22 protein-coding genes are annotated in these 24,006 nt (G+C 46.0%); 2 read left to right on the top strand and 20 right to left on the bottom strand.

Annotated features, from left to right (window positions below; all coding sequences use genetic code 11):
* The 17 genes from Q7J41_RS09245 to Q7J41_RS09165 form a co-directional block, all read right to left on the bottom strand.
* A complete protein-coding gene (locus Q7J41_RS09245) occupies positions 1 to 390 on the bottom strand; it encodes a PaaI family thioesterase (RefSeq protein WP_304887389.1) in 390 nt (129 codons plus the stop codon).
* A 27-nt stretch (positions 391 to 417) separates the two neighbouring features.
* Complete coding sequence (locus Q7J41_RS09240) at positions 418 to 990, bottom strand: class I SAM-dependent methyltransferase (RefSeq protein ID WP_304887387.1); 573 nt, start codon at positions 988 to 990, stop codon at positions 418 to 420.
* A 112-nt stretch (positions 991 to 1,102) separates the two neighbouring features.
* A complete protein-coding gene (gene nspC / locus Q7J41_RS09235) occupies positions 1,103 to 2,239 on the bottom strand; it encodes a carboxynorspermidine decarboxylase (protein ID WP_304887557.1) in 1,137 nt (378 codons plus the stop codon).
* Positions 2,240 to 2,250: 11 nt separating this feature from the next.
* Positions 2,251 to 3,450, bottom strand: coding sequence for a saccharopine dehydrogenase family protein (locus Q7J41_RS09230; protein WP_304887385.1), 1,200 nt, complete (start codon positions 3,448 to 3,450; stop codon positions 2,251 to 2,253).
* Between the two features lie 78 nt (positions 3,451 to 3,528).
* On the bottom strand, positions 3,529 to 4,377 hold the full coding sequence (speB, locus tag Q7J41_RS09225) for an agmatinase (protein WP_304887383.1): 849 nt from the start codon (positions 4,375 to 4,377) through the stop codon (positions 3,529 to 3,531).
* Positions 4,367 to 5,218, bottom strand: coding sequence for a polyamine aminopropyltransferase (speE, locus tag Q7J41_RS09220; protein WP_304887381.1), 852 nt, complete (start codon positions 5,216 to 5,218; stop codon positions 4,367 to 4,369). The genes speB and speE overlap by 11 nt, the downstream gene beginning before the upstream one ends.
* A 4-nt stretch (positions 5,219 to 5,222) precedes the next feature.
* Positions 5,223 to 6,653 (bottom strand): aminotransferase class I/II-fold pyridoxal phosphate-dependent enzyme, encoded by a 1,431-nt coding sequence (locus tag Q7J41_RS09215; protein WP_304887555.1) that lies wholly within the window; start codon positions 6,651 to 6,653, stop codon positions 5,223 to 5,225.
* A gap of 55 nt (positions 6,654 to 6,708) precedes the next feature.
* The gene (speD, locus tag Q7J41_RS09210) at positions 6,709 to 7,503 is read right to left on the bottom strand and encodes an adenosylmethionine decarboxylase (protein ID WP_304887379.1); all 795 of its coding nucleotides are present in this window, start codon (positions 7,501 to 7,503) and stop codon (positions 6,709 to 6,711) included.
* Between the two features lie 595 nt (positions 7,504 to 8,098).
* Positions 8,099 to 8,668 (bottom strand): YIP1 family protein, encoded by a 570-nt coding sequence (locus Q7J41_RS09205; RefSeq protein WP_304887377.1) that lies wholly within the window; start codon positions 8,666 to 8,668, stop codon positions 8,099 to 8,101.
* Between the two features lie 3 nt (positions 8,669 to 8,671).
* Positions 8,672 to 8,944, bottom strand: a complete 273-nt coding sequence (locus Q7J41_RS09200) for a hypothetical protein (RefSeq protein ID WP_304887375.1) — start codon at positions 8,942 to 8,944, stop codon at positions 8,672 to 8,674.
* Positions 8,941 to 9,480 carry an RNA polymerase sigma factor gene (locus Q7J41_RS09195; RefSeq protein WP_304887373.1) on the bottom strand — a complete coding sequence of 180 codons (540 nt, stop codon included), beginning with the start codon at positions 9,478 to 9,480 and terminating at the stop codon, positions 8,941 to 8,943. The genes Q7J41_RS09200 and Q7J41_RS09195 overlap by 4 nt, the downstream gene beginning before the upstream one ends.
* A gap of 39 nt (positions 9,481 to 9,519) precedes the next feature.
* The gene (locus Q7J41_RS09190; RefSeq protein ID WP_304887371.1) at positions 9,520 to 9,951 is read right to left on the bottom strand and encodes a hypothetical protein; all 432 of its coding nucleotides are present in this window, start codon (positions 9,949 to 9,951) and stop codon (positions 9,520 to 9,522) included.
* A 252-nt stretch (positions 9,952 to 10,203) separates the two neighbouring features.
* Positions 10,204 to 13,869, bottom strand: a complete 3,666-nt coding sequence (locus Q7J41_RS09185; RefSeq protein ID WP_304887369.1) for a response regulator — start codon at positions 13,867 to 13,869, stop codon at positions 10,204 to 10,206.
* A 36-nt stretch (positions 13,870 to 13,905) separates the two neighbouring features.
* Entirely contained in the window at positions 13,906 to 15,027 is a 1,122-nt protein-coding gene (locus Q7J41_RS09180) for an HD-GYP domain-containing protein (RefSeq protein ID WP_304887367.1), read from the bottom strand.
* 187 nt (positions 15,028 to 15,214) lie between these two features.
* The gene (locus Q7J41_RS09175; RefSeq protein WP_304887365.1) at positions 15,215 to 15,883 is read right to left on the bottom strand and encodes a TrkA family potassium uptake protein; all 669 of its coding nucleotides are present in this window, start codon (positions 15,881 to 15,883) and stop codon (positions 15,215 to 15,217) included.
* Positions 15,884 to 15,900: 17 nt separating this feature from the next.
* Positions 15,901 to 16,551: a TrkA family potassium uptake protein gene (locus Q7J41_RS09170; RefSeq protein WP_304887363.1), complete on the bottom strand. Its 651-nt coding sequence runs from the start codon at positions 16,549 to 16,551 to the stop codon at positions 15,901 to 15,903.
* The gene (locus Q7J41_RS09165; RefSeq protein WP_304887361.1) at positions 16,552 to 19,416 is read right to left on the bottom strand and encodes a cation-transporting P-type ATPase; all 2,865 of its coding nucleotides are present in this window, start codon (positions 19,414 to 19,416) and stop codon (positions 16,552 to 16,554) included.
* Between the two features lie 237 nt (positions 19,417 to 19,653).
* Between Q7J41_RS09165 and pdxS the strand changes: the two genes are divergently transcribed.
* Both pdxS and pdxT read left to right on the top strand, forming a co-directional pair.
* Entirely contained in the window at positions 19,654 to 20,526 is an 873-nt protein-coding gene (gene pdxS, locus Q7J41_RS09160; RefSeq protein ID WP_304887359.1) for a pyridoxal 5'-phosphate synthase lyase subunit PdxS, read from the top strand.
* 11 nt (positions 20,527 to 20,537) lie between these two features.
* Positions 20,538 to 21,134, top strand: coding sequence for a pyridoxal 5'-phosphate synthase glutaminase subunit PdxT (pdxT, locus tag Q7J41_RS09155; protein ID WP_304887357.1), 597 nt, complete (start codon positions 20,538 to 20,540; stop codon positions 21,132 to 21,134).
* A gap of 60 nt (positions 21,135 to 21,194) precedes the next feature.
* Here the strand turns inward: pdxT and Q7J41_RS09150 are convergent, their stop codons facing one another.
* The 3 genes from Q7J41_RS09150 to Q7J41_RS09140 all read right to left on the bottom strand — a co-directional run bounded on the left by Q7J41_RS09150 (position 21,195) and on the right by Q7J41_RS09140 (position 23,777).
* Positions 21,195 to 22,172, bottom strand: coding sequence for a uroporphyrinogen decarboxylase family protein (locus Q7J41_RS09150; protein WP_304887355.1), 978 nt, complete (start codon positions 22,170 to 22,172; stop codon positions 21,195 to 21,197).
* 68 nt (positions 22,173 to 22,240) lie between these two features.
* On the bottom strand, positions 22,241 to 22,870 hold the full coding sequence (locus tag Q7J41_RS09145; RefSeq protein ID WP_304887353.1) for a corrinoid protein: 630 nt from the start codon (positions 22,868 to 22,870) through the stop codon (positions 22,241 to 22,243).
* A gap of 109 nt (positions 22,871 to 22,979) precedes the next feature.
* Positions 22,980 to 23,777 carry a methyltetrahydrofolate cobalamin methyltransferase gene (locus tag Q7J41_RS09140; protein ID WP_304887351.1) on the bottom strand — a complete coding sequence of 266 codons (798 nt, stop codon included), beginning with the start codon at positions 23,775 to 23,777 and terminating at the stop codon, positions 22,980 to 22,982.
* Positions 23,778 to 24,006 lie beyond the last annotated feature (229 nt).

The following is a 24,006-nucleotide window of genomic DNA, read 5'->3' as shown; positions in this document are numbered from 1 at the left end:
TTAATTTTTGATAAAGCCGGCGGCATTGAATCTGGCAACCAGCACCGCATTGTCTTCATCAAAAATATCCACGTTATAATTGCAGAGACTTCGGCTTGACGAGGTTTCGGTGGCTTTGGCCAGCAGATATCTCCCCTTGGCCGGTTTGAAATAGGTGATATTGGCATTGATGCCAACGGTAACCTTTCCGCCGGCATTTGATGCTGCCGCAAAGGCAAAATCAGCCAGGGTAAAAATGGCTCCGCCCTGGACAATACCTAACCCATTGAAATGTTCTGCTTTAATCTCCATTCTAACTTCGGCATAGCCAATATCGACCTTTATCAACTCCAATCCAAGTAATTTGGCAAACTGATCATTTTCGACTGTTTTAATCATTTCTTTATTCATTTCAGCTACCTTTCCAGTGATGTTAATTTATTTTTTTGAGAAAACAAGCCCATAGAAATTTTCAGTAAATTTCATCGTTTCCTGACATTCAAAATCGATTTCCTTTAACATCGCTGTTAGCTCTTCTTTTCCAAACCGATGATCGATAGGTGGTCCCATTTCTGTTTCCCCTTTTTCCCAATCAATAACGGCCAACTTCCCCCCGGGCTTGATAATCCGGCTGATTTCTTCCAGAAACTGATTTTTATCGACAATCTCATGAATCACATTGACCATCAAGCCAAAACTGACAGACTCATCGGGAATCAACAGATCCAACTCTGCGGTTTTTACTATTTCAATATTCTTCACCCCTGCTGCGGTGCTGCGCAGTTCAACCTCTGCCAGCATTTCCGACAAGGTGTCCAGGGCATAGGCGCAGTTATTCCCAATCATCTGTGCCGCCGGAATGGTAAAATAGCCGATCCCGCAGCCGATATCAGCAAAAACGTCGCCCGGTTTCAAACCCAGTTTTTCCAACGTCTCAACCGGCGGCAGGTTTTCCCGGCGCCACTCATTATCCAGTTTCTTTTTATTATTGGGGTTAAATTTATGTGCCATATGTTTCTCCTGTTCTCTATCTTAATGCTATTGAATAATTCTAATTTAAACTATTATATCATAAAGGCAACCGCAATTAACCGGATTTTTTCATAAAAAAAACCGGAATCTATTAAGATAACCGGTTTTTAAAATCTTCATATCCAAATTGTTTTACCATCTGAATCGTTTTTTCCTGGTTAAAGATGGCAATGGCAGGGAGATTCATGCCATTAAAAGTGTTGGTTTTAACCATCGAATAAATGGCCATATCGCAGAACACCAGGCGGTCGCCAATTTTTAGTGGTTGCTCAAAGGCATAGTCGCCGATAATATCCCCAGCCAGACAGGTCGGCCCACCTAGCCGATAGGTAAAGGGTTTTTCATCCGGTAATGCTGCCCCGATAATGTTGGGCCGGTAGGGCATTTCCAGCACATCCGGCATATGACAGGCGGCAGATGTATCGAGGATGGCATTCTGAACGCCGTTATCGATTAAATCCAGCACTGTGGCTACCAGAAACCCGGTGTTGAGCGCCACTGCTTCCCCGGGTTCAAGATAGACCTTTAGTCCGTAGCTTTCCTGAATCCGCTTGATGGCGGCAATCAGTTTTTCGATATCGTAATCATCCCGGGTGATGTGATGTCCCCCGCCAAAGTTAAGCCATTTCAACTGATTAAGAAATTCGCCAAAATTTTCTTCCACTGCTTTCAGAGTTTCCTCCAAAGCATCGGCATTCTGCTCGCAGAGGGTATGAAAATGCAGCCCGCTGATACCGTCCAGCAGCTCGGGAACAAACTGGCTGCGGGTGACCCCCATCCTTGAACCTGGTGAACAGGGATCATAGATGGCGTGATCCTGGGTGGAGCATTCCGGATTGATCCGGATCCCGCATTCCCGTCCGGCGCTAAGGGCTTTCTCCTTAAATTTCTGCCACTGATTGAAGGAGTTAAAAACAATATGGTCGCAAATTTCGACGATTTCGTCAAACTCATCGTCACGATAGGCGGTGGCAAACACATGGGTTTCCCCGCCCATTTCCTCATGACCCAGCCGCGCTTCAAAGAGCCCGCTGGCTGTGGTGCCGGCCAGATAGCGACCGATCAGGGGGTAAAGCGAAAACATCGAAAAAGCCTTTTGGGCCAGCAGAATCCGACACCCGGTGGCTTGCTGGACCCGGTCCAGAATTTTTAAGTTTTTAATCAGCAGGCTTTCATCGACCAGATAACAGGGCGTCGGCAGTTTCTTGAAGGCGTCCGTTAATTCCATTTCCGCCATGCTTAATCAACCAGCTCCGGCTCAAAACTTTCCTGCCAGGGCAGTCCCCATTTATTCAGGGCTTCCATAAAGGGATCGGGATCGAACTCTTCGATATTGTAAACCCCGGGTTTTTGCCACTGGCCGGTCATTACCAACATCGCACCGATCATCGCCGGTACCCCGGTGGTATAGGAGATCGCCTGGGAACCAACTTCTTTGTAGCATTCTTCATGATCGCAGACGTTGTAGAGATAGTAGGTTTTGTCCCGGCCATCTTTTTTGCCCTGAAAGATACAGCCGATATTGGTTTTTCCTTTGGTTCGAGGACCGAGGGTTGAAGGATCTGGTAATACGGCAGCCAGAAACTGTAGTGGCACAATCATTTTACCATCATATTCGATCGGTTCAATCGAGGTCATGCCAACGTTTTCCAGACATTTCAGGTGGGTCAGATAGCTTTCGCCAAAGGTCATAAAGAAGCGAATCCGTTTAATCCCCTTGATATTTTGACCCAGCGATTCCAGTTCTTCATGGTGGAGCAGATACATATCTTTAGGGCCAATTTCGGGGAAATTGTAAACCCGCTTAATTTCCATCGGTTTGGTTTCAACCCATTTACCTTCTTCCCAATAGCTGCCATTGGCGGTGACTTCGCGAATATTGATTTCCGGATTGAAGTTGGTGGCAAAGGGATAGCCGTGATCGCCGGCGTTGGCATCAAGAATATCGATATAATTGATCTCGTCAAACTGATGTTTCATCGCATAGGCCGAGAAAACGCCGGTCACCCCGGGGTCAAAGCCGCTGCCCAGCAGCGCTGTAATTCCGGCTTTTTCAAACCGTTCCCGGTATTCCCACTGCCATTTATATTCAAATTTAGCGGTATCTTCCGGCTCGTAATTAGCGGTATCGACGTAATGGGTTTTGGTGGCCAGACAGGCGTCCATAATGGTCAGATCCTGATAAGGCAAAGCCAGATTCAAGACCACGTCCGGATCGACATCTTCAATCAGCGCAATCAGCTCATCGACGTGATCGGCATTGACCTGAGCGGTGGTGATTATTGTCGCCCCGCCATCCAATTTATCTTTTAGCGCATCGCACTTGCTTTTGGTTCGGCTGGCAATACAGATTTCGGTAAACACGTCGCTGTTTTGACAGCATTTTTGAATCGCCACACTGGCAACACCGCCGCAACCGATAATTAATGCTTTTCCCATAATTTGTTCCTCCTGTTTTCTATCATTTAACACATCATAACAAGGTTCGGGCGATCACGGATCGCCCCTACAATTCGTTTAGGCCATCGCCAATAAGAGTTCCCGCAGCACCTTGCAGGCTACGGCGGTGGAAGCGCCGCTCTGGTCATAGATTGGCGAAAGCTCGTCGATGTCACAACCCACAATATTCAGTTCTCCGACTTTTTGGATCGCTTCAAGCAGCTCCATAAAGCTGACGCCGCCGGGTTCCGGGGTACCGGTACCGGGGAAAACGGAGGGGTCTAATACATCCAGATCCAGGGTGAAATAGACCGGTTTACCCTGTAGTTTTTCGATCACTTCGGCCAGGCCCTTAAAATTAAATTTCTGGGTGGTGACGTGATCTTTGCCCCATTGGAACTCACTGCGTTCGCCAGAGCGAATCCCGAATTGATAGATCCGGCCGTCACCAATGATATCCCAAACCCGGTGCAGCACCGTGGCATGGGACAGGGTAACCCCCAGATAGTCATTGCGCAAATCGGCATGGGCATCAAAATGAACCACATGCAGATCCGGATATTTCCGGGCCACCGCCCGAACCGCTCCCAGGGTCACCAGATGCTCACCGCCGATCATGACCGGCCGCTTACCATCTCTTAATACCCTGGTGGTATAGCTTTCAATCGCTGCCAGCACCTTTTCGGTATCACCAAAACAAAGTTCCAGATCGCCGCCGTCAAAAACGGCCAGATCTTCCAGATCTTTGTCCTGGTAGGGGCTGTAGGTTTCCAGTCCGTAGGATTCCCCCCGCATGGTGCGGCTAGCAAAGCGGGTGCCGGGACGAAAGGAGGTGGTGGAGTCAAAGGGCGCGCCAAAAACGATAATGTCCGCTTCCCCATATTCGTTGTCACAACCTAAAAAGGTCTCAATATTTTTATTCAACATCTTTTAACAGTTCCTCCACATAGTTTGGCAGCGCAAAGGCGCCAACATGTAATTGGGTATTATAGTAGCGGGTTTTAAAACCCTGCGCATTCCACTTCACGGCCTTTAAGTCCTCAGTCGGATGGTACTTTTTTGAAGCAAAGCCGAACAACCAATGCCCCGAGGGATAGGTGGGGATATGAGCCTGATAGACCCGGCTGATCGGGAAGGACTCGACAATGCGCTTATGAGCCCGCTGCATCGCCACCGCATCATCCAGATAAAAAGCACTTTCATGCTGATTGACCATGATCCCGTCTTCTTTCAGCGCCTTATAGCAATTACCATAGAACTCTTTGGTAAATAGGCCTTCGCCGGGTCCAAAGGGATCGGTGGAATCGACAATGATCAGGTCATATTCATTTTCACAGCGGCGAATAAATTTCAGGCCATCCTGATAATGGATGGTCACCCGCTCATCACTAAAGCAGCAGGCCGTTTGAGGCAGATGCTTTTTGCAGACTTCCACCACTAGCTCGTCAATTTCGACCAGATCAATGTGTTCAACCAGCGGATAACGCACCAGCTCGCGGATAGCGCCGCCATCACCGCCACCGATAATCAACACTTTTTTGGCCGCCGGATGAACAGCCATGGGTATGTGCACCATCATCTCATGATAGATAAATTCGTCTTTTTCGGTCAGCATCATGTAACCATCCAGGGTTAAAAAACGGCCAAATTCTTTGGAATCAAAAATATCGATCCGCTGAAATTCACTTTGTCCGCAGTAAAGCTGGCGATCCACCTGAATGGAAAATTTGACACTGGGGGTATGTTTTTCGGAAAACCATAATTCCATTTAATCAATCCTCCTTCAGCACATTGAGATATTCTATTTCCATGTCTTCGGGGCCGGTTAAAAAACAGCCCTTTTCTTTCAGGTATTCAATGGAGTCTAGAATTTCTTCTGTAATCATTTCCCCGGGAGCCAAAATCGGAATCCCCGGCGGATAAGCCATTACAAACTCGCTACAGATCCGGCCGCCGCTTTTTTCCAGCGGCAGGGCTTCCTTGTCCGCATAAAAAGCTTCCTGCGGGGCCACTGTCACCGCGGGATTGATATATTCATATTGCAGCATCCCGGCCTTGTCTTTTTTATAGATCCGGCGAATTTCGGCCAGCGCCGAGACCAGCCGTTCCAGATTGCGTTGGCTGTCACCCACTGAAATGTAGGCCAAAATATTGCCCACGTCGCCGAACTCCACCTGAATATCGTATTCGTCCCGGAGAATATTGTAAACTTCAATCCCCGCCAGTCCAACGTTCAGGGTATTAATCGACAGCTTGGTGGCATCGAAATCGTAAATCGTATCACCATTGATCAGTTCTTTGGAATAAGCGTAATAGTCGCCGATCTGATTGATTTCATCCCGGGCGTATTGGGCCATGGCGGTTACCTTGGCAAAGATTTTCTTGCCATTGACGGCCAGATTTTTGCGGGAAATATCGAGACTGGAAAGCAGCAGATAGGACCCGCTGGTGGTCTGAGTCAGATTGATGATCTGACGGACATAACCGGGGTTCATCCCCGCCCCCACCAATAAAAAAGAGCTTTGCGTCAGCGATCCGCCGGATTTATGCATACTGACCGAGGCCATGTCGGCACCGGCTGCCATCCCGCTGATCGGCATGTTTTCGCCAAAATAGAAATGGGTGCCATGGGCCTCATCGGCCAGTACCAGCATCCCTGCTGCGTGCGCCATTTCGACGATCGCTTTCAGGTTGGAGCAAACCCCATAATAGGTCGGGTTGTTGACCAGGATCGCTTTGGCCTCCGGATTTTCCTGGATCGCTTTGGCTACTGCGGAGAGGGTCATCCCCAATGAAATACCGATTTCATGATTCGTTTCGGGATTTACATAAACCGGGATGGCACCGCCCAGAATCATCGCATTGATGACGCTGCGGTGGACATTGCGGGGCAGAATAATCTTCTCCCCTTTTTTACAGGCTGACAATACCATGGTCTGAACCGCCGAAGTCGTACCATTGACCATAAAAAAAGCCTGTTTGGCACCAAAGGCATCCGCCGCCAGTTCCTCGGCCTCTTTAATTACCGAAACCGGATGGCAGAGATTATCCAGCGGCTTCATCGAATTGACATCCAAGGTCATACAGCGTTCCCCTAAAAATTCTGTTAATTCCGGATTCCCCTTGCCCCGTTTATGGCCGGGCACATCAAAGGGAACCAGCCGATTTCTTTTGAATTCGTTGAGTGCCGCCAATATCGGCATCCGTTCTTGATTTAATTTTGGCACGTTTTTATTCCTTCCCAATTAATACACGTAATTAATATACATTACTGCCGCTGAAAATTTCGATCATTTCGCGACGGAGGTTTTCGGTAATCTGCAGCCGCGTTCGTGGCGGTAGCTCATAAGCATCGGTATTGAACAAATAATCCTGAAGACAGATTTCCTTTAACATCATCTTGGTGTGAAAGAGATTGGACTGATAAACATTAATATCAATGGCATCATATTCCTTTAAGGTCTTGTCATCAATGTAATCCTGAATCGAGGTGATTTTATGATCCATAAACAGTTTCTTGCCACTGACGTCGCGGGTAAACCCCCGAACCCGATAATCCATGGTAATAATGTCCGAATCAAAGCTGCCGATCAGGAAATCCAGGGTACTGAGCGGGGTAATTTCGCCACAGGTGGCCACATCAATATCCACTCGAAAGGTGGCAATGGAAGTGTCCGGATGATATTCCGGATAGGTATGAACGGTGACATGACTTTTGTCCAGATGGGCTACCACCGTATCACCCTGCAAATCCGTCTTCTCAACATTTTCTTCCCGATATTCCCGTAAAAAGGTTTCTTCGGCAATTAAAAAGGTAACACTGGCTCCCTGTGGATCATAATCCTGCTTCGATACGTTCAGAACCCGAGCGCCAATCATCTCCGTGACGTGATATAAAATATTGGTCAAGCGATCTGAGTTATACTGCTCATCAATATAGGCGATATAGTCCCGTTGTTCCCGTTCGCTCTTTGCATAGCATACATCATAAATATTAAAGCTTAAAGACTTGGTCAGATTGTTAAAACCATTCAACTTTAATTTATTATCCATTTATCCACCCCGTTTCCATTTTTTCGCATTGTAATTTGGCTATCTTAATTTAATAAAACAAAAAACTCAAGTGATCCTTCAGCATCTGCTGTTCATCCACTTGAGTTTATTTCTACTGGTTTGTATTTACACGAGCGTATGATCGCACCGTCTATGCATGATTTCAAACGTAGAAATTAGAGTCTATATAGCAAGAACTTACTTTTACTACTCTTATTGATTGTTTCACAAGAGTGATGTGCAAAAACGCACACGGTTTTAAGTAACCAACTTATAAAATTTGAGCTAATACTCAATCAATAAGGCAACGAAAGTTGCCAATCGGCATTTGACCTAGCTGTCCGTATGGCATTCAATTTCTTTATCACCAGGTTAAATCCGATAAAGAAATGGTCAAAAGAATTCTTTGCTGTCTTCATAAATCCTGTTTATGAACACGCCAAATAGACATAAATCTATTTCTATCATTCGTCTCGAATTGTACTATAAAAGATTGTCAAAATCAAGAATTTTTTGCAAATTTAACCGGTTTCTAACATAATCACCACAACCTTTAAGAACTTTACCAGAAAGCTTTATTGTGGCAGGCAACATCTTAAAGAATCGGGGTTTTCAATCCCAAACTCATATTCAAAAAAGCCAGGATTAGAATCCCAATACCGCAAAGTACAAATGCTATCATCAATTTCTTGCCGCCCAGCCCGGCCACCTCTTTTAAAAACACCACATAAAGGATGGTTTTCCAGATTAAAATTCCCACAAACAAAATGTTAAGCACAAATCCCCAAATGGAATTATTCCAGAAAAGTGTGAAATATGCTTCCACCAGCACCACTGTAACTCCACAGATTATCGTTGGAATATACGTCAATCCCCATGTTTTGACATAAACACCAATCCTGGTTTGACTGCCCAGTAGCTTGCAGACTCCCCAGAGCATTCCGCAAATGCCCAGATAGGTCACCACCCCCAGACCCGCCAGCAATAAGAGCTTAAGCAAATTGATTTCCACCGGGTAATCGTTGCCGTTTACCAGATAGTTCATCATCACATCAAATACAGTCATTATTAAAATGGTAATACCCACCAAGCTCCAGGCCAGCTTTTTATTTCCGCGTTCGAAAGCTTCTACTGGTCGATTAAGCATTTCTAAAAAAATCTCCATCTTTTACCTCCCCAGTAATTGTAAAACAAAATTCGTATAGTCTGCGCCAAACATCAGTGTAAACAATACCGCCTGAATGGCTGATACCCCAAACCCGAATCGCCAGGGATAGATTGTTACCAGATTTCGGTATCGGCCCAATCCAGAGGTTTCCTCGGTTTGTACCTGGATCAATAGCCTATCCAGCATCATCTGTTTTTGTTTTTGACTTGGTTTTGATCCTTCATCAAGGGATTTGAAGGCTTTTTTGATAAAATCATCACGATTGTTTTTCATCGTATCTCCTCTGCTTTCAGGGTTTGGTAGGCTTTAATAAATCCGGCTCTTGCCCGTAACAATATGTTTTCAACGGCCTTTGGTGATTTATTGGTAATTGTTGCAATCTCCTTGACACTTCTGTCATCGATGTATTTTAGCAATAGAACCAGCTTATAATGTTCAGGGAGTTGATTCAGGCAATCGATAATGCTCGCGCTGGAAAATGTTTTTTCAACCAAAGCATCCATATCCTGTTTCGGATCACTTATTTCCGCAGTTAAGTCATCCTCAAGGGGGATCGGTTCCAGGTGCCGATACTGTTTTCGATAAAAATCATTGACCTTGTTTTTAGTAATTTTATACACCCAGGTTCGTTCTGAACATAAACCCTTGAATCGACTCAAGCCTTTAAATACATCCAAAAATATTTCCTGGGTAAGATCTTCGGCAATTCCGACATTTACACCGGTTCGCAAAAATACATATTGATAGATTTCATCAACGTATTGGGCATATATTCTTTTGAATTTTTTTTCGCAATTTTCTTTGCTCACTTTGCTACCTCAATATCCCACCCGATTTTTTAATCAAACTTATTTAACCAGCACTTCTTTTTCGGCCAATACCTCATCTTTATAGAGGATCTGCAGCTTCAGCGTACCAGCTGCCAGTTTTTGCGCTTCCAGCGGAAATACGAGTTCTCCCCTTTTATCCGTTTCCATGGTTTTTTCGTCGATTTTAATTTCCTTGCCATCCAGCAGCCATTTGGCCTGGTATTTCATGCCCTTTGGCGATTCAATAAAACTAACACTACCATATACCGTATCGCTGACGCTTAGTTCAGTTGGCTGCTCGGCATTCCCGATTTCTGCAGAACTTTCATAAGGTTCGTTGGAAATAACCAGCCCTTCAATGGGGGTTGATTCGCCGCAGCCGGTCAGCAAAAATAATATGGCGATTCCTGTTATTAACACCATTACTAACTGACTCGCTTTTGGGGCTTCATTTCTTTTCATATTCTCCATCACGTTCTCCTCTTATATTATTAATCATTTTGACGATTTCAAAAGTTTCATTGTTCCCATTAACTGGTTCTGAGGTTTCTTTACCCTTCTTTTTTATTCTAACAAAAGAATCCTTTTATTGCCATCTCCATGATCTATTAGGTTAGTCGCAAAAAAATAAAAAATCCCTCGCAGTAAATCGTTTTTTTCTGCGAGGGTATCACATTAATTTTAAACCTCAATTGGTACTTGATTGCTTATGATCGCCTTGTTTTACATCATCAGTCTCAGCGTTTGCAGTGCGTCCCGGTAATCAAATTCATGGATCTGTCTTTCCAGCTCAAATCCCACATCTCCCAGCATCAATATGAGCAGGTTTTTGTGTTCCTCAAATAAATCGTAGGCATCCGTGTCATTATTTTCAAGCAAAACAGCCAGCAGGTTCAAGATCGTCTCAACTTGACCCCTGTCCCCTTCGTCTTTTTGTGGATTCTCAGGAGAAATCCTTTCTTTCGGTAAAGCCTCCGCAAAATGTCTTATTTCTGCAACAAAATTATTTGCCATTTTTTCAAATTGCTCTTTTCCCGATTTGATTCGGACCGCCTGTTCCAGTTCAGCCGCCAGCTCCTGTATTTTTATGGCCCCCAGATTTCCCGCTACACCCTTAATTGAATGGACCGTTTGCATAATGCTCTGGTAGTTTTCTGCTGCGGCCTGCTCTAAAATATGAATCGCCTCTGTTTCACACTTTTGGCCAAACTGGCGGATCAATCTCAAATAAACAGAGCTATCGCCACCCAGCATTCTCAGTCCGGTTTCCACATTCAAGCCATCCACCTGCCACAGGGCTTTTAACCAGCGCTGTTCTTCCAGCACCACAGTTGAATAACTTACCGGGTCTTTTAGGGCATCACTTTTAGGAGCCACTTTGTTTTCTGGGTCATTTTTTTTAATCGGCAGCCACTTGATTAGGCATTTGTATAAAAGCTCGGGTTCCACTGGCTTCACCAGATGATCATTCATCCCGGCTTCAATGCATTTACGCCGATCTTCTTCGAAGGCATTGGCGGTCATCGCTAAAATGGGGATCGTTTCCCAATCCGGCAAGCCTCTGATGATGGTTGTCGCCGCCAACCCATCCATTACCGGCATTTGGACATCCATTAAGATCAAGTCGAATTTGGTCTGAGCGATTTTGTTGAAGGCTTTCTGACCATTTTCAGCCAGCTCTATCTTAAAATTAAAAGGCTCTAGAAGTTGCCCGACGATTTCCTGATTAATCTGATTGTCCTCAACAATCAGTATTCTTATCTGTTCATACTGCTTTAACCGATCCTCCAGTGCTTTCAGAGAAGAAGGTATTTTTGATTCCCTATCATTTTCCAGCAGTTCCATTAATACATCATTGAGGGTTGATGGTGTCATCGGTTTGACCAGAATCCGGCTGATCCCTGCTCGCTGCGTTTCTTCATAGGTTATCTGATTGCCATATCCGGTAATCAGAAAAACCGTTGGCCTGGTTTTCAGTTCCAGCGATTGAAGCATCAGCGCTGTGTCAATGCCATCCATATCCGGCATTTTGAGATCCATAAATACCACTTGGTAGGGATTCATTAGCTGATCGGCTTGCAACACAGCTTTCAATCCTTCATTTCCTGAACTGACCGCCTGACACTGAATTCCCAAGTCAGTAAGCATACAGATCATCAGTTCCCGGGCTTCTTGCATATCATCAATCACTAAAACCCGTACTTCCTCGGAAGACTTAATGCTGATTCTATTTTTGGGAAGCGCTTTTGATATTTCAAAGGGTAACTCAAACCAAAACCGACTTCCCTCCCCCGGCTCGCTTTCAACGCCAATTTCGCCACCCATAAATTTAGCCAGACGAGAGCTGATGGCCAGCCCCAAACCGGTTCCGCCATAAAGACGGGTCATTGATTCGTCAGCCTGAACAAAATCCTGAAACAGGTTTTTCATCTGTTTTTTTGACATGCCAATCCCCGTATCCCATACTTCAAATCGCAGCCGGATCTGTTTTTGATCCTGCTTTATGATCCGGGCAACGATCTTGATGCTCCCTGTTTCGGTAAACTTCACCGCATTACTCATTAAATTAAGTAATATTTGGCCAAAACGAACCGCATCTCCCCGCAAGACCACAGGGATATGATCCACATCAACAAGTAAGTTGAGATTCTTTTTGGCCACTTCATCTCCCAAAATATTGCATACCCTGTCGATTTCCCGGGTCGGCTCAAAATCATGAGCATCCATCAACATTTTCCCAGCTTCAATTTTTGACAGATCCAGCACATCATTAATGATCTGCATCAAATGATTAGCCGCCTCCGTCAGCTTGTCAATCTGTTCCTCCTGACGCATGGTCAGGGGATCCCGCTTGATCAGATGGGCAAGACCGATAATGGCATTCATGGGAGTCCGGATTTCATGACTCATATTTGATAAAAAGGAGCTTTTGGCCTGACTGGCAGCTTCTGCTTCAAGTTTTGCCATCTCCAATTCGGTGGTTCTGGAAAAAACCATTTCCTCAAGATGCTTTTGATAGCTCTCCAGTTCTTCCAGGTAGTAAATCTTTTCAGTTACATCCGAAACGGTTCCCCAACTGGCGATCGGATTACCCTCATGATCTTTTTCGAATTCTGATCGTTCCTCCACCCAGCGTATCTCATTGCCTGCAAAAATACGATGAAGAACCGTAAACGACCGACCTTCCGCCGATTTTTCCATCCAATTCGCAATAATTTTTTCGCGATCATCCGGGTAGACAAATTTCATATAACTCTCGAATGTTTGCGGTGTTCCTATTTCTTCACCAAAAATATGATAGGTTTCATTAGACCAGGTCAGGCTATTTTCTTTAATATTAAAATGCCAGTGTCCCGTTTTAGAAACCTCCTGAGCCCGGTTTAAGAACGCTTCATTTTGTCGTAATGCCTGGGTTATCACCATTCGTTCCCGATTTAAAAAAGCCGTTCCAATTTGATCTGCGATATGACAACCAAAAGTGATTTCGTCGCTTCCCCATTCATGGTTTTTATTAACATACATAAAACCAATCGAACCAATCGCCTTGCCATTGCATAAGACACTGCAAACCAACAGAGTCGTTCCACCCAACGGTTTCATATATGCCTGCCAATAGTCTATTTCCTGTGGTTCAACCGACTTTTCGTCAATGATCATATATCTGTTTTTTATCAGGTACTCAAAGGTCAGCGGCTGATCGACTCTGTTCATGGTTATTTTTTGGGTGTGAGTTTTCTCTTTTTTTACATAAAGATCCAGACATTCCATCATCGTCTGCTCATCATTATATTGCCAGATTGAGACCCGATCGATTCCCAGCCGATTCCCCAGGAGCTTTGTTATTTCCTTAGAAAACCAGTGAATATCGCCATTGATCCCAGACTCCAGCTGGCTGATTTCGCGAATCAGTTCAGTATGAAGATACAGTTGATCGACAATATATTTTTGCTCAATTTCACGTTCTTCAAAACGTTCTTCCAACATTCTTCGGGCATTTTTGAGATCCTGTTCCATCTGATAGCGTTCAGAAATGTCCCGGATTACCTCAACGAAATTTTCGCTTTCGACCAGCCAACTCATCCGGCATTCAAAATGATGATTTCCATCGGCATAAGGTAAATCATACTCAAAGGTTTGCATTTGACCCGTCGTTCTGGCCATTGCCATGGCCTCTGTAAAAGCGTTGTTGATATCCGGGGGCAATACGCTGTTGATTTTTTTATATATAAAAACTTCCGGCGGAATGTAAAGATCCGATGTTTTTTTGGCCAGGTATTCCAGAATTATTCCCTGCGCGTCCGTTAAAAATAGCAGATCCGGCACCATTTCAAAATAAGCCGCCAATAACTTATTCTGCTTTACCAACCCGGAATTGTCCTGATCAGTCATTTGACTCCCCACCTCTTCTCTTTCTTGTTTTTATTATTAGTCCGCAGTCTGATCATAATTCATAACCCGTCTGAAGGCCTCAAGTTCTGTTTCAAAGGCTTCAACCACATCCGGATCAAACTGCAAGCCTTTCTGTTCTAAAATATAATCCACCACCGCATCCATACCCCAGGCTTTTTTGTAAGGTCGCACCGTGGTGAGCGCATCAAAAACATCGGCCAACGCCATGATCCTGGCCGATATGGGGATTTCATCGCCGTACAGTTCTTCTGGATACCCTTTCCCATCCCATCGCTCATGATGATAATTCATGATTTTCTCGGCCTCTTCTAAAAAGTACAGCGCTGTGATTTCGCCCTTTTCATTATCCGTTTTATTGACGGATAAGGTTTTATTAATGGCCAGACGAATGGCATTTCCGCCGATTTTACAGTGCGTTTTCATCACCTCATATTCTGCAAAGTCAAGCTTTCCCGGTTTTAATAAGATGGCATCGGGAATCCCGATTTTCCCAATATCATGAAGCGGCGCCGCTTTTACAATCCGTTCAATGGTATCATCACCCAACCGGTTTTTAAACTTCTCTTTTTTTTGCAGTCGCTTTGCGATAATCCGCACATAGTTCTGGGTTCGCAACACATGATTAGCGGTATCATTATCCCGGGTTTCAACCAATTCGGCAAAAACATTCAAGGTTGTATCCTGAATCAGCTGATTCTCCACCATCCGTCGTTTGACCTCAGCTTCCAGCCATGCGTTCTGGTTTTTAAGCCGATCTCTGGCTTGTTTGAGTTCCAGCTGGGCATTAACTCTGGCCAACACAATCCCCGGCCGAAAAGGTTTAGTAATATAATCAACCGCCCCCAGCCGAAACCCCTTTTCTTCATCAATAAGACTATCCAGTGCCGAAATATAAATAACTGGTATCCCCAGGTTGTCCGGGTCTTTCCGTAATTCCGACAAGGTTTCATAGCCATCCATTCCTGGCATCATAATATCCATTAGAATCAGATCCGGCTTGATTCCCTTTTCGACCGCCTGCAGCAGTTCCGCTCCGGATTTATAGGCACGAATAAGAAAAGAGGGACTCAGTAATTTTTTTAAGATCATCAAATTGATGGGTTCATCGTCGACAATTGAGATTTCATACTTTTTCATGTTTCCCTCTCCGTAAGTATTAAAATTAAGTTTAAAATTAAATAACGAGTTTTCATATGTTTTTACCCCTAATTACGGGAATAAAACATCATTTTCTGATCAATCTGCCAGGATGAACGAAAACGGACAACCGTAAAAAATTCTCCAAATTAAACCTGACAGGCCTGTCCAGAAGCGATTGACTAACTCAGCGGACTGGCCCCAATATCTTGGCCAGATCCTGGAGATCAGCGGCATGAATTATCGCCAGTACCTCATCGGCCGGTAATAACCGGGTATCACCATGGGGAATACTCAGCTGGCCGTTTCTGATAATTGCCACTAAAACACATTCCGTCGGCAGCTCCAGCTCTCTGACCATCTTACCCACTGCCAGCGATTCCGGATGCACCTTTTCTTCCACCAGTGAAAACTGGCCCTGATTCAGCTTAAGCAGGGTCATCATATCCCCCACTGACATTTCTTCAGCAACCAGCGTCGCCATCAATTCGGCTTGGTTCAATGCTACATCCACCCCCATTTCCGGGGTAAACAACCAGGCGTTCTTGGGATTTTTAATCCGCGCCAGAATCCGCGGTACCTGATATTCCAGGCGGGCAATGGTGGCAGCCACCAGATTAATTTCATCGGCTCCGGTCACCACTGCCAGGACATCGGCCGAACGGATCCCGGCTGCTTCCAGAACACTGGGATCGGTACCACTCCCCCATACCAGCACCTCTTTGGGCAGATCACATGCCAGCCGTTCCAATTGATGCGTTCGGATTTCAATGAGCTTGACCTGATGGCCGCCACTTTGCAGCAGCGAAGTCAGATAGCATCCCACCTTACCGCCGCCTACGATTATTACTTTCATGATCTGATCTCCCCTTTCTATCCTAATCCCAACAGCGATTTAAGACGTTCGCCGGATGCCGTAGCCACTGCCAGATGGACCAGATCGCGGTTTTCAAACACGGTATTAAGCGCCGGTATAATCGAGCGGTTCCCGCGGCTGATCGATACCACACTGACTTCGCCAGGAATCGTCAGTTCCCCCACCCGTCGTCCTACCAACAAGGCCGGTATCTCAATTTCCATAATATCCACATCGCCATTGCCGATACTCATGGCCACATTAACCGGTGCAAAACTCAGCAGATCGGCCACCCGATTTACGCCCCAGGACATCGGATCAAAGACCTGGAGTCCCAGCCGCCGATAAATTTCGGCTTTACGGGGTTCATGAAGGGCTGACACCACCCGGGGAACCCCGAAAATCTGACTGGCAATCCGAGCGGTCAGAGCATTGGCCTCATCGTTGGAGGTAACCGCAGCCAGAGAATCTGCCCGCTCAATTCCGGCAGAAATCAGGACATCCCGGTCAAACCCCACCCCGGCGATGGTTTTCCCTTTAAAGCTGGCTCCCAAATGCTTAAAGGTCAGTGGGTCCTGATCAATGACGGTGATGTCGTGGTCGCTTTGATTCAGTTTAAGGGCTAAACCCGATCCGATTCGCCCACATCCTACTATGATAGTTTTCATTTAGCTATCCCCTTTCTCAATCTCTGTTTTATTATGTTTTTTATCCAAGCGTCGTTTATCCCAATTTCGCAGGAAGGCCTTCCGCAGTTCATCAATAAAAATCACCACTGGCACCCACATAAAGAGATAGGCCCATTCAATCAAGCCGATTGGGGCGGTATTAAAGATCTCGTGCAAAAACGGGGTGTAGATCAGAATACTGAAGACCGTTAGCTCGCAGATGATCCCGATTAAGATCATATGGTTGCTGAACAGCCCCACCTTAAACACCGAGGCTCGTTCGGTTCGACAATTGAAAACAATCCCGATTTGGGTAACGACAATCGCCCCCAATGTCATAGTCGTAGCCATCCGATAAATCACGCCCGAGTCTGCCATCGGTATCCCCGGCCAGCCGTTCTGCCAGTAAAGGAAGAAAAAGGCTGACATCGCAATGGCCGATTCCATGATCCCGTAGAACAGAAATGCGCGAATGAGTAACGGCCGATTGAGTAAATGTTCTTGCTGCGACCTCGGCGGACGCTGCATCACCCCTTCTTCCGGCAGTTCAACCCCCAAGGCAATCGCCGGGATCATATCGGTACCCAGATCCACCGCCAGAATCTGCATTACCGTCAACGGCAACGGGATCTGGCCTTTGGCGAACAAGAACACAATAAACGGCACCGCCTCGGGGACATTGCTGTTTAAAATATAGGTGGCAAACTTACGGATATTGTTGTATACGCCCCGACCTTCTTCCACCGCATTGACAATCGAGGCGAAATTGTCGTCGGTAAGAATCATATCAGCGGCTTCCTTGGCCACATCGGTACCGGAAATCCCCATGGCGATACCGATGTCAGCCTTTTTAAGGGCCGGTGAATCATTGACGCCATCACCAGTGACCGCTACCACATTGCCCATTTCCTGAAGGGCGGTAACCACCCGCAGTTTTTGTTCCGGCGCCACCCTGGCAAAAATAATTTCCTCGGACAGCGCTTTCTTAAGACTCTCGTCATTGATTGCGTCCAGCTCAACGCCGGTGACAATCCGGGGCTGCGGACCATGGATAATGCCGATCCGCCGGGCAATACTTTCGGCCGTTAAACCATAGTCCCCAGTGATCATAATAATTTTTATTCCGGCCTGATGGCATTTTTTAACCGCTACGGCCACTTCTTCCCGGGGTGGGTCAGCCATAACCGTGAGCCCCAAAAAGGTCAGGTTGTTTTCAATATGATCTGGCGTATAGTCACTGAGACGCTCAGGCAAACCCATGTCTTTGGTGAGAATCCGCATCGCTACCGCCAATACCCGGAGTCCTTTGCGGGCATAGTCATCATTGGCCGCCATCACCTTCTTGCGGGTATCCTCATCCATTGCCACGTCTTCACCGTCTTTGAGATAGTGGGTGCATAAATCCAAAACCTCTTTGGGCGCCCCCTTGATATAGGCCAGCTTTTCCAGATCTGATATTTGGTTGGACACCTGATGAATGGTACTCATCCGCTTACGATGCGACTCAAAGGGCAGCTCCCGCAGGCGGGGGCTGTGAGAAAGTTCCTCGTCCAGATCAATTTTCCCCTTCCGGGCAGCCACCACCAGGGCGGCCTCAGTGGGATCCCCGAGAATATTCCAGTGGTTTAGTTCCGAGGAGGGTGGCAATAGCCGGGAATTATTGCATAGGCTGGCGGCCAGCAACAATTTTTTCATATCGCTGTTTTCTGCCAGCAAAATAGCTGTCTCATCCGATGTCATTTCCCCTTCTGGGGCATAGCCAACCCCGGTTACCTTGATCTGCTGATCGACCATCCAGCAGTCGCTGACGGTCATTTCATTCTGGGTCAGGGTTCCGGTTTTATCGGTGCAAATAACCGTGGTGCAGCCCAGCGTTTCAACTGCCGACAAACGTTTGATTAAGGCGTTTCGTTTAGCCATCCGCTTAACCCCCATGGCCAGGGATAAGGTCACTGTCGGTAATAAACCCTCAGGAATAAAGGCCACAATCATCCCCATGGCAAAAATAAAACTTTCGGTAATATTGACCCCGGCAAGCAATACCGCTAGAATAAAAAAGAGTACCCCCATGCTGATCGCCATCGCTGAAACCAGCCGGGTAATCCGTCCCATTTCTATCTGTAGCGGACTTGGTGCTTCCACCATATTCTGAGTCAGATCGGCAATTTTCCCGAACTCAGTATTCATGCCGGTGGCAAATGCCACCGCCTTACAGGCTCCCGAAGCCGCATTGGTTCCGGCGAAAATGAGGTTGGGCTGTTCCGAACGTCCCAGGTCAGTACGCTGACCAACATCTTTTGTTTTGTGAGCCGGATGGGATTCCCCGGTTAGGATGGACTGATCGGCTCGGAAATCATTGTCCTCAACCAAACGGCTGTCGGCCGAAATCCGGTCGCCCTCGGCTAAAATAATCAGATCTCCGGGAACCAGCTCTTCAGCCAAAATTTTGATCTCTTTGCCATCCCGGACGACCCGGGCATAGGTAGGCAGCAGTTGTCCCAGGGCTTCAATCGCTTTTTCGGCCTGGAACTCCTGCCAGAAACTGAATAATCCATTAATGACATTGACCAGCCAAATGGCAATGGCCAGCTGGGGCAGCTGGGCAATCAGGGCAACCACGCCACCAATCCATAAGAGAATGGCCATCAGATGGGTAAAATTGGCCAGAAATTTCCAGATCAGCGGTTTACCCTTCTTTTTTTGAATACTGTTCTCACCAAAATGCGCTAACCGCACGGCCGCTTCCTCAGACGCCAGACCTTTTTCACTTGTTTTTAGCTCGCTGTAAACATCAGCAACGGATAAGTTTTCGATGGGTTTTTCTAGCACCATTCCCAGCGCTTCAACATCTGTCTGCTGCATCATCAATCACCCTCTTCATTTCTTATTTTTTCGCAATTAATTTTTCTCGCAATTTGCTCACAGTAAAACTTCTTTCTTTTTCAGTATACCCACTATTCTGTCCTTCCAATCAATTTTCAATATTATCATTCTGATCCTATCATATTTATATTTTTTGATACTTTCAGCAATATCAGAACTGTATTACAATAAGGCCAACAACGTTAAAGAAATTTAAATTTAAACCGAGGAGATACTTAAATGAACAATCGCTATGAATTAAACAAAAACCTGGCCCAAATGTTAAAAGGCGGGGTAATTATGGATGTTACCACGGCTGCGCAAGCCCGCATTGCCCAGGAAGCCGGCGCTTGCGCAGTGATGGCACTGGAACGGATTCCGGCTGATATCCGATCGGCTGGTGGGGTTTCGCGGATGAGTGACCCCAAAATGATCAAGAGTATTCAGGCCGCTGTTTCGATTCCAGTAATGGCCAAGGTGCGGATCGGTCACTTTGCCGAAGCCCAGATCCTGGAAGCCATCGAAATTGATTATATTGATGAGAGTGAAGTTCTCTCCCCAGCTGACGATACCTATCACATCGACAAAACCGGTTTTTCGGTCCCCTTCGTCTGTGGCGCCAAAGATCTGGGCGAAGCTCTGCGACGGATCAGCGAAGGTGCCTCGATGATTCGCACCAAGGGTGAACCGGGTACCGGTGACGTGGTTCAGGCCGTTCGCCACATGCGCCTGATCAACCAGCAGATCCGCACGATTCAAAACACCAGAGAAGACGAACTTTTTCAGGTGGCCAAGGATCTGCAGGTACCTTATGAGCTGGTGCAGTTGGTGAATGAAACTGGGAAACTACCGGTGGTGAACTTTGCTGCCGGCGGAATCGCTACCCCGGCCGATGCCGCCTTGATGATGCAGTTGGGAGCTGAAGGGGTTTTTGTCGGCTCCGGCATTTTTAAATCCGGCAATCCGGCCAAACGGGCCCAAGCCATTGTCAAAGCCGTGACCAATTACAATGATGCCAAACTGCTGGCCGAACTCTCAGAAGACTTGGGTGAAGCCATGGTGGGCATCAATGAGCAGGAAATTGAACTGTTGATGGCCCAACGCGGCATTTAAAAGGGGACTTGATGAAGAAAACAATTGGGGTGCTGGCCATTCAGGGAGCCTTTGCGGAACATATCAAAGTGCTCCGAAAATTGGATAGTCATTGCATCGAAATCAGAAAGCCATCGGATCTGACCGACCATTCTCTGGACGGCCTGGTTCTCCCCGGAGGGGAAAGCACCGTCATGGGCAAGCTGTTGCGGGAGCTGGCGCTCTTTGAACCCCTGAAAGACCTCATTGAAGCAGGTCTTCCAGTGCTGGGCACCTGCGCCGGACTGATTCTGCTGGCGGGCAAGATTTCCGAAGATGATACCATTCATTTTGGTACGATGAATATGGTGGCCCGAAGAAACGCCTATGGCCGCCAGCTTGGTAGCTTTCAGACCGCGGCTGAATTTGGCGCTTGCGGAAAAATCCCGATGGTTTTTATTCGGGCACCCGATATCGAAAGGGTTGGCGCCAACGTTGAAATTCTGGCCCGGGTTGATCATCACATTGTTGCTGCCAGACAGGCAAACATGGTGGTTACCTCGTTTCATCCAGAGCTGACTGATGATCTCACTGTTCATCAGTACTTTTTAAATTTAGTCCCGCAAAAAACAAAAACCTGTGTCGCTTGATTGCGATACAGGTTTTTGTTTTTAAACTAAACTTAATTAAATTTAACTCGTTGCTGATTATTAAAACAGTTCCTTACTCATTTCATCAATACACTCATCGATGTAATCAATAACACCTTCAAAATTCTCAATTGGCAGACCGGATGTCTGACAAGGAATGAAATATTTGTGGCCATTGGCTTTGCAGGTTTCTTCCACCTGTTTTTTAACCACATCCTTTTCCCAACTGGGATAATCCACGGTACCGCTATGGAGACCGCCCATGAAGGTGATCTTTTCGCCGTACTTTTCAACCAGTTCGGGAATATTATTAGTGTTCATAACCCCTTGCCAGATATCAATTCCGGCTTCGATCATGTAAGGTACCAGATTGGCGGCGTACGAGTCACTATGGTGAATAATCAGTTCCACGCCATTGTCTTTATAGAATTTGTATATTTTTTTATACGCTGGCAGGAAAAATTCTTCAAACATATCAGGTGAGACAAAGGATGAAATCTGACTACCCCAGTCATCATGATGTAAGATCGCTTCGGGATGAAGTTTATCAACCATGACAGCCGCAAACTCCAACTCATATTCGGTCAGGTAGTCAATCAGTTCCTGCATCGCTTCCGGTTCTTCGTAAAGAGCCATCAGGGCATTTTCCATTCCCATTAAATGATGGGTCATTTCGAAGATACCAGGGGCATAGAAAACGGTGGCAAACTTTTCCTTGCGGTCAACGGCATTGGCGTGGGCCAGCGCTGGTGCCCAGGCTTCATCGGATGTTTCGATGACTGGTTTCGTAACGGTTTTTTTCCATTCGGTAATATCTTGAATCACTGCCAGTCCATCATGATGAACCGGGAACATCCCCAGTTGTCCTTCCGGCCATTGCCAGGTAATGCCCCAGTGATCTTTCCAAGTCTGGCCATAGTTGAATTCCACACCCAGTGGTACTTCCATGATCAGATCAATAAATTCATATTGTTTGACAAAACGATCCGGATTGCCACCCTTCATTGTTTCCAGTAAATTTTCTCTGATTGTTAACATTGTTTCTCCTTCGTATGTTTTATTTCGGCAATTGCTAAACTGCCGTGGATTTCTAAGTTTTATTAGAATTAAGCGCAAATAATTTCTTTAGCTTTTGATGCTGAACTTCCGGCGTCTGGGGCATAACCATCGGCGCCGATTTCATTGGCGTATTCCTGAGTAACCGGAGCACCGCCGACAATAACTTTCATACCTGGGTAGGCCGCTTTAATGGTTTGAACCGCTTCTTTTAAAGCCGGCATCGTCGTTGTCAATAGACCGGAACAAGCGACTAAGACAACATTATTATTTTCTTTTACAGCATCCACAAATTTGTCTGCCGATACGTCAACGCCCAGGTCAACCATATCAAATCCGGCGCTTTCCAGCATCATAACCACCAGGTTTTTACCGATATCATGAAGGTCTCCTGCGACGGTTCCCATGATACAGGTGCCCAGTGAGCTGGAGCCATCCCCTGCCATCACTGGTTTTAAAACTTCTACCCCTTTTGACATCGCTTTGGCCGCAATCAGCATTTCCGGCACAAAGATTTCTCCGGCAGAGAATTTATCACCAACCACTCCCATGGAAGCGATCATCGCATCCAGAATATCCTGGGCTTTGTCGCCAGCATCCAGGGCTTCCTGAACGGCTGCTGCTACTTTTTTTGATTTCCCAGTTTCTACCAATACTTTTACATCTTCAATTTTTGACATTTTAATTTCTCCTTTGATTTATATTTAAAATACTTAGCTTTATTTTATCCACCCGGAACCTGTGTGAGTACCAGGTTTTATTTTAACTTTTTTGTCTGTCATAATCTTTTTATTTAACAAAAATACCTTCCCGGAAAGCGCCAATATATTCCATACAGTATTCGTCTTCGCCCATCATCGCTTCAGTGGCAAACAACATCCCCATCATGTCCTTATTTAGCGGATCGAGAATGAAGCTGTCCATGCCGGCACTCATCGCTAAAACAGCAAAGGCCTGATTGGCAATCCGGCGGGCTGGCAGGTTAAATGAGATATTACTGACTGCACCAGTCACATGGATACTCGGATATTGCTTTTTGATTTCCCGGATTACCTCCGATACCATGGCAACGCCATCTTCGGAGGTACAAAGCATTTCAATCAAGGGATCAATGTGCATACGGGAGGGGTCGATCTTGTATTCTTTACATTTTGCCATCAGATCGGTGAAAACGTCCAGACGGTCTTTGGCGGTTTTGGGGATTCCTTTGTCACTATTTAATAAAGCAACACATTCCCATTTGGTATCGGCCAATACTTTGAAAGCTATATCAACCTTACCGCCTTCCAGTGATACGGAGTTGAATAATCCCGGCTTTTTGCAATATTTCATCGATTCAATACAGGTATAAACATTGGGACTGTCCACTGCAATGGGAACATCCGTGGCATCCTGAACAATATCAATCAACCATTTCATCGTTTCCAGTTCGATGTCATCGTCCACTGAGGCACAGACGTCAATGAAATTCGCCCCGGCCTCGGCCTGTTTGATCGCCAGGTTCCGGATAAATTCTGCATCTTTTTCGGCAATGGCCTTCCCTGTTGAGGGAATGGCACCGTTAATCTTTTCGCCAATAATAATCATTCTTTTCTCCTTTTCGATTTTGTCTATATTTGAAACAATTTTTCATTTAAATGCCCCTTTTTGTTTTACCGATTCTCAAGCATGCGATGTAATTATCGTTTACATTGATTAACTGGCAACGCTGCTATCGTTTGCCAACTGGATTCATAAAAAGCCAGCATTCTTACCAGGACTAGGTATCCTGAACCGATTAAGCATTTTACCGGTAAAGTAATTGCAGTATAGTCCT

It is taken from the genome of Acetobacterium sp. (assembly GCF_030652775.1).
Lineage (GTDB): Bacteria > Bacillota > Clostridia > Eubacteriales > Eubacteriaceae > Acetobacterium.
This window is presented reverse-complemented; position numbering and strand designations above follow the sequence as displayed.

What these genes read in the sequence shown, in the direction of transcription:
- Q7J41_RS09245 (WP_304887389.1), bottom strand. Translation starts at nt 390, where the DNA reads ATGAATAAAGAAATGATTAAAACAGTCGAAAATGATCAGTTTGCCAAA.
- Q7J41_RS09240 (WP_304887387.1), bottom strand. Translation starts at nt 990, where the DNA reads ATGGCACATAAATTTAACCCCAATAATAAAAAGAAACTGGATAATGAG.
- nspC (WP_304887557.1), bottom strand. Translation starts at nt 2,239, where the DNA reads ATGGAATTAACGGACGCCTTCAAGAAACTGCCGACGCCCTGTTATCTG.
- Q7J41_RS09230 (WP_304887385.1), bottom strand. Translation starts at nt 3,450, where the DNA reads ATGGGAAAAGCATTAATTATCGGTTGCGGCGGTGTTGCCAGTGTGGCG.
- speB (WP_304887383.1), bottom strand. Translation starts at nt 4,377, where the DNA reads ATGTTGAATAAAAATATTGAGACCTTTTTAGGTTGTGACAACGAATAT.
- speE (WP_304887381.1), bottom strand. Translation starts at nt 5,218, where the DNA reads ATGGAATTATGGTTTTCCGAAAAACATACCCCCAGTGTCAAATTTTCC.
- Q7J41_RS09215 (WP_304887555.1), bottom strand. Translation starts at nt 6,653, where the DNA reads ATGCCGATATTGGCGGCACTCAACGAATTCAAAAGAAATCGGCTGGTT.
- speD (WP_304887379.1), bottom strand. Translation starts at nt 7,503, where the DNA reads ATGGATAATAAATTAAAGTTGAATGGTTTTAACAATCTGACCAAGTCT.
- Q7J41_RS09205 (WP_304887377.1), bottom strand. Translation starts at nt 8,668, where the DNA reads ATGGAGATTTTTTTAGAAATGCTTAATCGACCAGTAGAAGCTTTCGAA.
- Q7J41_RS09200 (WP_304887375.1), bottom strand. Translation starts at nt 8,944, where the DNA reads ATGAAAAACAATCGTGATGATTTTATCAAAAAAGCCTTCAAATCCCTT.
- Q7J41_RS09190 (WP_304887371.1), bottom strand. Translation starts at nt 9,951, where the DNA reads ATGGAGAATATGAAAAGAAATGAAGCCCCAAAAGCGAGTCAGTTAGTA.
- Q7J41_RS09185 (WP_304887369.1), bottom strand. Translation starts at nt 13,869, where the DNA reads ATGACTGATCAGGACAATTCCGGGTTGGTAAAGCAGAATAAGTTATTG.
- Q7J41_RS09180 (WP_304887367.1), bottom strand. Translation starts at nt 15,027, where the DNA reads ATGAAAAAGTATGAAATCTCAATTGTCGACGATGAACCCATCAATTTG.
- Q7J41_RS09175 (WP_304887365.1), bottom strand. Translation starts at nt 15,883, where the DNA reads ATGAAAGTAATAATCGTAGGCGGCGGTAAGGTGGGATGCTATCTGACT.
- Q7J41_RS09170 (WP_304887363.1), bottom strand. Translation starts at nt 16,551, where the DNA reads ATGAAAACTATCATAGTAGGATGTGGGCGAATCGGATCGGGTTTAGCC.
- Q7J41_RS09165 (WP_304887361.1), bottom strand. Translation starts at nt 19,416, where the DNA reads ATGATGCAGCAGACAGATGTTGAAGCGCTGGGAATGGTGCTAGAAAAA.
- pdxS (WP_304887359.1), top strand. Translation starts at nt 19,654, where the DNA reads ATGAACAATCGCTATGAATTAAACAAAAACCTGGCCCAAATGTTAAAA.
- pdxT (WP_304887357.1), top strand. Translation starts at nt 20,538, where the DNA reads ATGAAGAAAACAATTGGGGTGCTGGCCATTCAGGGAGCCTTTGCGGAA.
- Q7J41_RS09150 (WP_304887355.1), bottom strand. Translation starts at nt 22,172, where the DNA reads ATGTTAACAATCAGAGAAAATTTACTGGAAACAATGAAGGGTGGCAAT.
- Q7J41_RS09145 (WP_304887353.1), bottom strand. Translation starts at nt 22,870, where the DNA reads ATGTCAAAAATTGAAGATGTAAAAGTATTGGTAGAAACTGGGAAATCA.
- Q7J41_RS09140 (WP_304887351.1), bottom strand. Translation starts at nt 23,777, where the DNA reads ATGATTATTATTGGCGAAAAGATTAACGGTGCCATTCCCTCAACAGGG.